The following is a 10690-nucleotide window of genomic DNA, read 5'->3' on the forward strand; positions in this document are numbered from 1 at the left end:
TTCGGCATCAGCAGGGTTACCCCCCATCCATTTCAGACAGCGACGGTAAAGATAATTTTGATACCTTTTCCATAGCTGCCAAAACACTTCCTCCCTCTTTTTCCAGCAATCCAACAGGTAAAATTCAGTCAAGGCCACCCCTAATTGAGTATTCGACATAACTTTTGTGCTGATGTTGTACTTAATTGGGTTTTCATTGAGGTCAATCTCAATCCCTGTCAATCCCCCATGTAAATTGGGCCTAAGTATCGACTGTAGAACTAAAATCAAATGATCAATTCGGTTGCTTGCTAAATGTATCTAACATCTTTCTAAAGACAGATGTCAAGAATAGTAGATTTATTTTAGTTTAAATAATTTTTAATTTTTTTCCCCGCTTGAAAGTGAGATACAGAAGAGAGGATTTTTGTTTCTTTAGAAAATTTATTAATCAATCTGGCGCGGTTAAGTAACTTGCAGTCTCTTGAGGAAATTTTGTATGTTTAGATACAGTTTGTTAGGATTTTTGGACAGGAGTGCAGAAATTTTCGGTCTACCGACAGTCAAATTGATTTGATTTATGCGTATAAATACGGAAGAGGCATTCGCAAAAATAAACCATAAATAGATCAGATAACTTTGTTAACTGCTGCCATTAGTCCAAAGCGCTGCGATCGAAATCTCACATTCACCCATCAATGACCAAAATTCCCTTTGTAGACCTCAGCTTTCAACACGAACCGCTGATAAACCAAATCGAACAAGCCATCCTGACTGTACTCCACCAGGGAGATTTTATCATGGGCAAAGCTGTCGCCGAATTTGAGACAGCATTTGCTAATGCTTGTGGTGTAGAATACGGTATTGGCGTCGCTTGCGGCACAGATGCGATCGCACTCGGACTGCAAGCTTGCGGTATTCGTCCCGGCGATGAAGTAATCTTACCAGCCAATACCTTTGTTGCCACTCTCATCGGCGTTCTCCACGCTGGCGCTACCCCGATTTTCGTCGATTGCGACCCGGAAACCGCTTTAATTGACCTAAAAGCAGCAGAAAAAGCGATTAGCGAGCAAACGCGGGCGATTGTTCCAGTGCATCTCTACGGACAAATGGTGTCGCCCAAGCAACTGCGAGATTTAGCCAGCGCTCACAATTTGATAATCTTTGAAGATGCCGCTCAAGCACATCTAGCGGAACGAGAAGGTTACAAAGCTGCTTCAATCGGTAAAGCCGCCGCATTCAGTTTTTATCCCAGCAAAAATTTGGGAGCGATCGGCGATGGCGGTATTCTGGTAACAAATGATGCAGAGGTAGCGCAAAAAATGCGCTCGCTCCGGAACTACGGTGCGCCACAAAAATATCTCCACACCGAATACGGTACAAACAGCCGTCTCGATACCCTACAAGCAGCCGTCCTCAACGTCAAACTACCTCATTTACCAGAGTGGAACAATCTCCGCAACGCAGCTGCACAGGAGTACGATCGCTTACTAGAACCGCTGCGATCGCACGGTATTTTCCCCATCCATAACCAAAGCGGCACAGGTCATATTTATCACCTATACGTCATCCGTATTAACGAATCCTGTGCGATCGAGCGAGAAAAAATCCAAGCCGAACTGAGCGCAGTTGGCATTCAAACAGGCATTCACTATCCCCTGCCTTGCCATCTCCAGCCAGCTTATCAGTATCTAGGATACAAAGCCGGAGACTTTCCCAATTCCGAAATCCTATCAAAACAGATTTTATCCTTGCCAATGTACCCAGGTTTGAGCCAAACTCAAATTGTGCAAGTCGTGCAAGCACTTCAGCATATCCTTATCGCTCCAGAAGCTGCTATATCCGGTTAAATCTATGCAAGTAGGATTAAAAATTCCCAAAACCTTAGAGCCACATCTACTCAGTGGCGCTATACTAGCTTTTCTGACAATTTTGTACGCACCTTTACTATTGCATTGGTATGATGGCTGGCTGCACAAAAATATCGGCATCGTACACGAATATTTCAGCCACGGATTAATCGGTCTACCCTTTGCCACTTATATCGCTTGGACAAATAGAAAGCTGTGGCGTCGCTTACCAGATAAAGCAGATCCCATAGGTGCCGGTTTGTTAGTTATGGGAGGAATATTTTATCTGAGTGGCTTAAACGACTGGGTAAATTTATCATTCCCAGTCGTGCTAACCGGACTCTGCTTGTGGTTAAAAGGATTTCCCGGTTTCAAATTGCAAGCTTTTCCCTTGTTGTTGGTATTGCTGGCATCGCCAACATCAGTACCGTATCTGATCGAACCCTATGCCTTACCTTTACAAAGTTTTATTGCTGGAGTAGCTGGGTTTATTTTGAGTCAATTTGGCGTCAACGTCACGGTAGAGGAGATCAACTTATACGTTGGCGGACAAATTGTGGAGGTAGCGCCGCACTGTGCCGGCCTGAAAATGCTATTCACCAGTCTCTACGTAGGCTTGATGTTGCTTTTCTGGACTGGAGCATTGCGATCGCGCACGAAAACAATTCTATTCTTATTGAGTGCCGCATTGCTCAGCGTCATTGCCAACATCATTCGCAATGCCTTGCTGACCTTCTTTCACGGTACTGGCAATCAGCAAGCCTTTGAATGGCTGCACGAAAGTTGGGGCGGTGACTTTTATTCTGCTTGTTTGCTGGGATTATTGGTTGTGCTAATCAATTTAATGGAAAAATATTTTCCCACCGACCTCGATGAAAGCGAACAGCCTCAAGTTGAGGAATTATGAATTATTTGGATTCAAAACTCAAAACTTATAACTTAAAACTCTCTCAGGTCATCTTGCTCCTGTTCCTGTTAGTATTGATCGCGTTAGGAGCAGTTCCCAGTTACCTGAAAGGACGTTGGGCTTGGGAGCAACCGCCGCCAATACCTTCCCTCAAGCAAATCCAACAATTGCGGAAAACAGGACTCACTGTTCCGGGTTGGCAGACCATCTCCCAGCAAAACCCAGAAGTGAGCGGTCACAAATGGTCTTTCCAAAATCTGCAACGCGACCCACAAACTCAGGCGGTATTGATGTTACTGCCTCAAAACGGACCAAAAGAACAGCCGCAGGTAGAGTGGGTAGATATCAAAGGATTTTGGCGTTGGAAAACAGATAACTATCGATCGGCTCAGTTTACTGCCACCTCAACAAATAATAACAGTCAAACTGCCAAAGTGGAAGCTCAGTACTTCCGAGGTTGGAACCCAACGCAGACTTACGCCGTACTGCAATGGTATGCTGTTCCCAATGGAGGCAGTCCAGACCCAGGCAAATGGTTTTGGGCCGATCAAATGGCGCAGTGGCAAAAGCGTCGAGTTCCGTGGGTTGCAGTCAATATCCAAATACCCATCGAACCTTTGGGTGACATCGAAAAAGTTTGGCCTATAGCTGAGTCGATCGGCAAAACTGTTCAATCCACTTTAATGTCAGGGCCATTTCGCAAAAATTAAGAATTAAAAATGAAAAGTTAAACATGAAAGGGGTTGTGTTAAGGCGACGTTTAATAGCTATTCACCTGCTCAGTCTTCACACAGGTAGCACCCTCCTGCTCACAGGCTTATTTTGGACACGCGCTCAAAAAAGCTGGGGACTGGCTATAGCGGCAGAACATTCCCTATCCCCCATTTCCGCTTCTCAATCCCAAATCCCAAATTCGATAGCCCAGTCCCCTGTAACCATACCGGTAGTTCCGTTTGAACTGCAAAACACACCTCAGCGCTTTGAACCGAGTCCCCAATTCGGCCCCTACCGGATCGGGCCGGGAGATAGCCTTTCCGTTATAACTCAACGCTTTCCAGACCTGAGCTTTCAAGCTGCTGTCACACCGGAAGGCAATATCGTCGTCCCGCTGTTGGGAACTGTCTCTGTAGCAGGTTTGACTCTGCCAGAAATTCAAGAAAAATTACGCTTAGGTTTTAATCGCTACGTGATCGACCCGGTAGTCTCCGTAGGACTGGCAGGTCAGCGTCCCGTTCAAGTGACTATTACCGGTGCCGTGTCGCGACCGGGTTTTTATAGCCTGCCGTTCCCGCCGCGCCTATCCACGGCAATGCTGGTAGCAAATGGCAGCACGGACAAAGCCGACTTGCGACAAATTCGGGTGCGTCGCTTTTTATTGGATGGCTCTTTTATCGAACAACGAGTAGATCTATTTACACCTTTGGCTGCCGGAGATCCTCTCCCAGATTTGCGTTTGGAGGATGGAGATGCAGTCATCGTGCCACAATTGGAAGTGGGAAACGACGCTACTTACGATCGCACCCTGGTAGCTAAATCGACTCTAGCCCAACCAGTCATCAATATCCGCGTTTTAAGCTATCCTAATCAAGGCTTGGGCAATCTTCGCCTTCCCAGCGGCAGTACTTTTCTGGATGCTTTCACCGCTGCCAGTCCGAATCTGCAAACAGCAGATATCAACAGGGTAGCCCTGATCCGATTCGATCCAGAAAGAGGTAGGGCAATAGTCAGGGAACTCAATGGTAAAAGAGCTTTGTTTGGGGATGCGTCTCAAAATATGCCCCTGCGAGACAACGATGTGATCGTCATCGGTCGCAATCTTGTGGGTCGAATTACTTACGCTCTGAATACTTTTACTCAACCTTTCCGAGATATTCTCGGTTTTTTGCTGTTCTTTCGCTCTCTCAGCGATAGTGCGAGCGATCTTTTTGGCCCAGGAACCAATAATAATGATTAAAATATTATATTATTTGTCTTTCCTCAAAACTATTCCCCTCTCCACACAGCCAGTCCACTACTTTCAAAAACCGATTTTCTGTGATTCGATCTTGAACTTTTGACTTTTAACTTATGGCTTCACCTATTGTTAAACGCTATCTGATCGCCTTCGACCAGCACAAATGGAAGGGAGTGGCTGCCTGTATTCTCATTATGGGGGGAGCCGGTTTTGTGGCACTACAGCCAGCACCACCCAAACAATATGAAGCTCAAGGCTTACTAAGTTACACTCAGCCACCGGTGATTATTTCCAAAACAGGAAGTGATATTCAACAGCAAGCTCAGGGAATTAATGTAGACGCTCTGGCTAACGATGATGTGAAAGCAACGGCGGCGAAGCAAGCTAATGCGAATCCAAAACTGGTACGCAAGAATGTTAGGGTCAGACCGCCCAGACCCGCTGCTAAAGGGCAACCGCCTCCACCACCTATAGTGACTGTTAGCTACACAGATGAAGATGGGAAGAAAGCTGCTGATGTGGTCAATTCCATAATGGTGGGGATGGTCGAACGCAGCCGTTTGATTAACACTTCTAGACTCAGAGCGATTAAGGAGGAGCTTACTAAAAGGTTGCCCCAGGTAGAGCAGGAACTGCGATTGGCAGAAGGAAAACTGCAAAAGTTTACCAAGGTGGAAGGGCCAATTTTGTTGGCAGCCGAAAATGGCAGTTTAATTCAAGGTATTACTGGCAGCCAAAATCAGCAGCGTCAGATACAATTTGAATTGCAGGGGATCGAAGCCCAAATTCGCAGCTTGCAGCAACGCTTGGGCTTGACACCAGACCAAGCATATGCTTCCTCGGCTCTCAGTGCCGACCCGATTATTGCCAATTTGCGAGTGCAGATTTACCAAATCGAATCTCAGCTAGCTATTCTCAGCAAAGACCTGCGACCCGTACACCCCAACATAATTGCTTTACGCAAGCAACAAAAAGCTTACGAGGAACAGCTCAGAGCCAGAGCCGCCGAGGTAATTGGCGGGAACGGGATAGCAGCACCGCTCCAAAGTGGCGCGAAAATCCGTCAAGATAGCAGTCTCGATCCGGCTCGACAAGCCTTAGCACAACAGCTCGTAACTTTAAAGACGCAACAAGAAGCATTGGTGCAGCAGTTTCAGGCGATTCTCCTACAAGAGCAGAAGTTAAGGCGAGAATACGCTACTATTCCCGATAAGCAACTAGAATTATCGCAATTACAGCAGGAATACCAGCTCAGACAAAGCCTCTTCAGCAAAATGCAGGCGGCTTTAGTGGATGCACAAGCCGCAGAAGCAGAAACTGTGAGCAGCTTGACTGCGGTCAAACCGGCAGAAGTTTCCGAAGTAGTCCAGCCCGGACAAAATCCTATGATGACGATCGCCATAGGCGCATTAGCTGGACTGGCTGTGGGCGGCGGATTAATCTTCTTGCTCGGTTCTATGGGCGGTATTTTGCAAACGATGGAAGATATTCGCGGTTTGCTGACGCAGCAAGAGGTGCAACTGCTGGGTATCGTACCTTATATTTTGGTCTTTGACCCCGATCGCGAGGGCATACCGGTTTTGGTGACGCCAGATTCGCCCTATTTGGAAGTCTACGAACGTATCCGCAGCAGTCTGCGCCGTACTAGCGATAAACCTGTGAAGGTACTTACACTCAGCAGTACGATCGACCAAGAAGGTAAAAGCGTCACCGCTTACAACTTGGCCATTGCCTCGGCTCGTGCCGGTAAGCGAACTTTGCTGATCGAAGCCGATTTGCGATCGCCATCTCTCTCTAAAGCGGTTAAGGTGGCACCCGACCCTGATGCCTTTATAGAACCCTTGCGTTACTACGGCACTTGGAGCGAGTGCGTGCGCCTCGTACCGGAAGTAGAAAATTTATACCTGGTACCGAGTCCGGGGCCGTTGCGACAACCGGCAGCTATTATTGAATCAAGCGAGTTTCGCCGCTTGATAGAGGATATGCGAGGACGATTTGACCTAGTAATAATCGATACGCCCGCTCTTAGTATATGCAATGACGCTCTATTGTTGGAGCCGCTCACAGATGGGATGGTGCTGGTAGCTCGACCGGGTTACACGGGGGAAAGTATGTTGACGGAGGCGATCGAGCAATTAGGAGAATCAGAAGACTTGCAGTTGTTGGGTGCGATCGTCAATGGCGCTGACATCCCGCTGCCGATGCCTAGCGTTAGCATAGAACCCCAAGATTCCCTGACTGCCGAAGCAGAAAATTTGCAGTCACGCCAAACCAAAGACTCCAAAAAAGTAAAAGCTAAAAAGTGAAAAGCCAAAACAATAAAATTCCATTTTTGACTTTTGACTTTTATTAAAACTGCTCGGATTCAGAGCGATCGGCAAATAATCCCAATAAAGGCGCTAAAATTGCTCCGACGACAAAGCCGCCGGCGTGTGCCCAGTAGGCAATTCCACCACCTTCCATACCGATGTTAGCAGGAGCGTTGAGGCTGGCAATCCCGTAGAAAGCTTGCTGGACAAACCACCAACCCAAAAAGAAGTAAGCGGGAACATAGCCCACAAAATAACCGAAAAGTGTAAGGATGCGTGCCTTGGGGAATCTGAGAATATAAGCTCCCAGAACTCCTGCGATCGCACCGCTGGCACCCAAAGAAGGTACGATCGAACCAGTAGCAAAAAACCACTGAGCTAATGCCGCCAACGCACCACAAGTCAAATAAAAAAACAAATATTTGACGTGACCCAGCTTGTCTTCAACATTGTTACCAAAAATCCACAAAAACAACATATTGCCCGCCAGGTGTAAAAAACCGCCGTGCAGAAATTGCGAAGTAAACAGAGTCATCCACTCCGGCAGTCCGTAATTTACTGGCAGTCCATAACTGGCGGGTATGCCCGAAAAGCTAGCGCTTAACTCTCGCGGTACCACTGCCGCCACATGGAAAAATCCTTGCAATTGTTGCGGCGGTAAACTCAGTTCGTATAAAAAAACCAGAATATTAGCAGCAATCAACCCGTAAGTAACATACGGAGTGATGCGGGTCGGATTTTCATCGCGAAGGGGAACCACAGGCTTTTTTCCTCAGCATCATTAAGCTGAAAGATACCCTATTAAATTATGTTACGTCTTCTAACTTGCGGATTCTATCTTAGGACTTACAGATTCAACATATAGCAGAGGAGCAAAAGAACTGAGGAAAATATTTTTTATCTTCCTGAACTTCCTTTGCTCCCCAATCCCTTGCATTTTTGCTGCTTTATGCGTAAGTGCTACAGCTTTTAGCCAGCAGTTACCAGCCCTTTTCTGCTTGACTCAGCACATAAGTGGCTACATCTTCTATCTGCTGCGCGTTCAAACGACCGCGAAAAGATGGCATGGCATTTTTACCATTTGTCACCTGAGTTTTGATTGCTTCTAGTGAGTTCATACCATATTTCTTCAAAGCATCTTTCTTCAGGTTTTTATTAGCCATAATGACGTTGTTACCGCCCATATGGCAGGCAGAGCAATTGGCAGAAAATATTTTCGCACCATTTGCTGCATTTCCTGCAAGGGCAGGACGTCCGAAGGCAAATGTCAAAACTGCGATTGTTAGCAGTACAGCAGATACAAATCTTCTCAAGGGAGTTCTCCTGGAATCAAGGTGTGCAGCAATGGGTAAAAATGTCAGACAAGAATATTTTATGGTTCTTGCAAACATTTACATTCAGGAGCAAAAGCATAAAGAGCACACCCCACGAAGTCACCAGTGCGAGCAAGCAATCCGATCGGTCAGATCTTTAACCTTGAACAGTAATTGTGCCCACCATACCAGCACCGCGATGCGGTTCGCAGTAGTAGGTATATACGCCTGCTGGTGCGTCTGCTGGGAAAGTAACTTGGAACTTCTGACCGGGTTTCATCAATAAACCCTTATGAGACAGACTCTTGGCGAGGTCTGCACTTTTAGCGGGATTTTTTGCCCCATCGAAGACGATATTGTGGGGAGGAAGTTTATTGTTTAACCACTCTATAGTGTCACCCGGTTTGATGGTGACTTTAGGGGGATCGAAGGCCAACATTCCATTATCTTTCCCCATTTTGACCGTGACGGTATCGGCGGCAGCGGGGGGAGTCAGCAACACGAAGGTACAAGCGACCAACAAGATGCTCAAAAATGCTAGTTTTAAGCGCCGTGAAATAGCAGCTACGAAGTCCATAATCTCCTCCTGAGATTAGTACTCGACTAAGTTTCCTGAAAATAAACTACCAGAGAAGTTGCTGGTATAACTTCATTTTCAGGATGTATTTTTCTAAAGCTGGCGATCGGCAAGAAACGAGATCGCTGCTTTAAGAGAGAGAAGGGATTTTGTCAATCAATCCCAAGTTAAAAACTGTCTGTACCCCATCCCGGTGCTTTATCCGCTGCTGTCAGTAAGAAAGCAGCCAAGTCTGTTACCTCAGCTTCCGACATCCAACTGGGGGAGATTCTTCGGCATACATAGCTTTCTTCGCTCCCATCATAGAGCATCGGTTCTCGGAAGTAGGCTACCAGATTTTTGATATTATCGCGAGGCGGACTGGCACCTTGAAGCGCCTGTAGGGAGAGCGACACTTGCGGATTTGGTAAGGTGGCTCCTCCCACATGACAGCTCATACAGTGCTTCTGGAACAGCTGTTTGCCTTTGGAAACGTCTGTCGGTGAAAACAGACGAGTCTCACCCTGCTCGTCGAACTTGAGAGCGATCGGTTCTGTAACGTGTAAGTAACGCACCACATAAGGGTCTACACCTGCTGCTCTAGCTGGTAGGCTTACCAACATCGCGCTCAGGCAAGCAGCTAAAATTGTCAACAGACGTGGAACTGAAATTAATGGGCGCAGCATTTGATGCTTCACTTTGGGATTTGGGGTGAGCAGGGCAAGTAAAAAGAAAAAAGGAAAAAGTAAAAAGCAATCAGAAATAGACAAAAGAGTGATAGTCTTGATTTCCATTGTTGGCTTTTTTGCTTTTGCCTTTTTAAACAACGGCTTTAAAAATAGATTTTGCCGCCTCCCCACCTAACGCCTGCTACTTTTGGCTGTAGCAGGATGTGACCGGCAATCGCCTCTAGGTCTTCGTCGCTCAGATTTCTCATTTCTGGGAAGATATCTGCGCTCTTCTTGCTGGGGTGTTCCTCAGCGATCGATATTTCGCCATCGTAGGTGGTGGGATTCTTCATATATTCCACCAATGCTTCGATGTTATCGCGGGGCGGCGTCGCGAAGGAAAGGGCTTCCGGCTCGAGTCCCACGTTGGGGTTTGTCTTTGTAACGCCCCCATTGTGGCATTGGGAACACACATTACTAAACAGCCGTTTGCCTTCCTTGACTTGTTCCAGACTCAGGACTGTGGTGTCACCCTGCGAATTTTTTGGCACCGTGCGGGTTTGGGCGTCGAGTTCGGCGGCAAAGGCGCTTCCGACAACCATCTGGAAGGTGAATAATACAGTGGCCACAGCAAGCAAAATGTATTTTTTAAGCATGGTACTCCCAAAACAATCAGGCTCGGTGATTGGATATTGCAGGTGGACTCAATCTGTTCGATTTGGTCAGCATACCGATCGACAAGGTGAGCGACATAGCTCTAGCCCAGACGAGCGATAAAGCTAGGAATCATCTAGCTCAGAAAGACCTGGCGACTGTTGGGTTACAGGGGTGAATCTTCCTGTCGGTCAGTGCCCGATCTATTTCCTTGAGCCATAATTTCGGAAACGATCGCCTTCGCATCCTCTAAGGCCAAACGAGTCTGAGGGTTTTTGTATTTGATTCCCAACCGATCGCCTAGCTTCAACACTTCTGCCACCGAAGTGTTGTAGTCAGCGGCGATTTCTTCAATCGACAGATCTGCAAAACCCATACTGGTTGTTTGCGAAAGATTGAGCCACTCTCATAATCATGCCACTGAGCGGTACGTTTCCCAAGACAGAATCTGTTGATTTGAGTCAGGGGCTAGGGGCTAGGGGCTGGGGAGATCGGAAGAG

The 10690-nt window shown here is 47.0% G+C and carries 12 protein-coding genes; 6 read left to right on the forward strand and 6 right to left on the reverse strand.

The features are described from left to right. Nucleotides 1–677: 677 nt before the first annotated feature. The 5 genes from H6S82_RS06810 to H6S82_RS06830 all read left to right on the forward strand — a co-directional run bounded on the left by H6S82_RS06810 (nucleotide 678) and on the right by H6S82_RS06830 (nucleotide 6996). Complete coding sequence (locus tag H6S82_RS06810) at nucleotides 678–1829, forward strand: DegT/DnrJ/EryC1/StrS family aminotransferase (protein WP_190474781.1); 1152 nt, start codon at nucleotides 678–680, stop codon at nucleotides 1827–1829. 4 nt (nucleotides 1830–1833) lie between these two features. Next, entirely contained in the window at nucleotides 1834–2736 is a 903-nt protein-coding gene (gene crtB, locus H6S82_RS06815; protein ID WP_190474779.1) for a cyanoexosortase B, read from the forward strand. Then, nucleotides 2733–3446, forward strand: coding sequence for a cyanoexosortase B system-associated protein (locus tag H6S82_RS06820; protein ID WP_190474777.1), 714 nt, complete (start codon nucleotides 2733–2735; stop codon nucleotides 3444–3446). The genes crtB and H6S82_RS06820 overlap by 4 nt, the downstream gene beginning before the upstream one ends. 23 nt (nucleotides 3447–3469) lie before the next feature. Then, on the forward strand, nucleotides 3470–4690 hold the full coding sequence (locus tag H6S82_RS06825) for a polysaccharide biosynthesis/export family protein (RefSeq protein ID WP_190474775.1): 1221 nt from the start codon (nucleotides 3470–3472) through the stop codon (nucleotides 4688–4690). A gap of 113 nt (nucleotides 4691–4803) precedes the next feature. Beyond that, the gene (locus H6S82_RS06830; protein WP_190474773.1) at nucleotides 4804–6996 is read left to right on the forward strand and encodes a tyrosine-protein kinase domain-containing protein; all 2193 of its coding nucleotides are present in this window, start codon (nucleotides 4804–4806) and stop codon (nucleotides 6994–6996) included. Between the two features lie 43 nt (nucleotides 6997–7039). Here H6S82_RS06830 and H6S82_RS06835 read toward each other — a convergent pair whose 3' ends face one another. The 5 genes from H6S82_RS06835 to psbV form a co-directional block, all read right to left on the reverse strand. Beyond that, on the reverse strand, nucleotides 7040–7759 hold the full coding sequence (locus tag H6S82_RS06835; protein ID WP_190474771.1) for a rhomboid family intramembrane serine protease: 720 nt from the start codon (nucleotides 7757–7759) through the stop codon (nucleotides 7040–7042). 220 nt (nucleotides 7760–7979) lie between these two features. Continuing rightward, nucleotides 7980–8312 (reverse strand): cytochrome c6 PetJ, encoded by a 333-nt coding sequence (gene petJ, locus H6S82_RS06840; RefSeq protein WP_190474769.1) that lies wholly within the window; start codon nucleotides 8310–8312, stop codon nucleotides 7980–7982. A 157-nt stretch (nucleotides 8313–8469) separates the two neighbouring features. Then, the gene (gene petE, locus H6S82_RS06845; RefSeq protein WP_190474767.1) at nucleotides 8470–8889 is read right to left on the reverse strand and encodes a plastocyanin; all 420 of its coding nucleotides are present in this window, start codon (nucleotides 8887–8889) and stop codon (nucleotides 8470–8472) included. A gap of 167 nt (nucleotides 8890–9056) precedes the next feature. Continuing rightward, entirely contained in the window at nucleotides 9057–9554 is a 498-nt protein-coding gene (psbV2, locus tag H6S82_RS06850) for a photosystem II cytochrome PsbV2 (RefSeq protein ID WP_190474765.1), read from the reverse strand. Between the two features lie 146 nt (nucleotides 9555–9700). Next, a complete protein-coding gene (gene psbV / locus H6S82_RS06855; RefSeq protein ID WP_190474763.1) occupies nucleotides 9701–10192 on the reverse strand; it encodes a photosystem II cytochrome c-550 in 492 nt (163 codons plus the stop codon). 29 nt (nucleotides 10193–10221) lie between these two features. Here psbV and H6S82_RS06860 point away from each other — a divergent pair, with 29 nt between their 5' ends. Further along, the gene (locus H6S82_RS06860) at nucleotides 10222–10368 is read left to right on the forward strand and encodes a hypothetical protein (RefSeq protein ID WP_190474761.1); all 147 of its coding nucleotides are present in this window, start codon (nucleotides 10222–10224) and stop codon (nucleotides 10366–10368) included. Here H6S82_RS06860 and H6S82_RS06865 read toward each other — a convergent pair. Further along, a complete protein-coding gene (locus H6S82_RS06865; RefSeq protein WP_190474759.1) occupies nucleotides 10357–10566 on the reverse strand; it encodes a translation initiation factor IF-2 in 210 nt (69 codons plus the stop codon). The two genes, H6S82_RS06860 and H6S82_RS06865, sit on opposite strands and share 12 nt — an antisense overlap. Between the last annotated feature and the right edge of the window lie 124 nt (nucleotides 10567–10690).

The organism is Planktothrix sp. FACHB-1355 (assembly GCF_014748295.1).
Lineage (GTDB): Bacteria > Cyanobacteriota > Cyanobacteriia > Cyanobacteriales > Aerosakkonemataceae > Aerosakkonema > Aerosakkonema funiforme_A.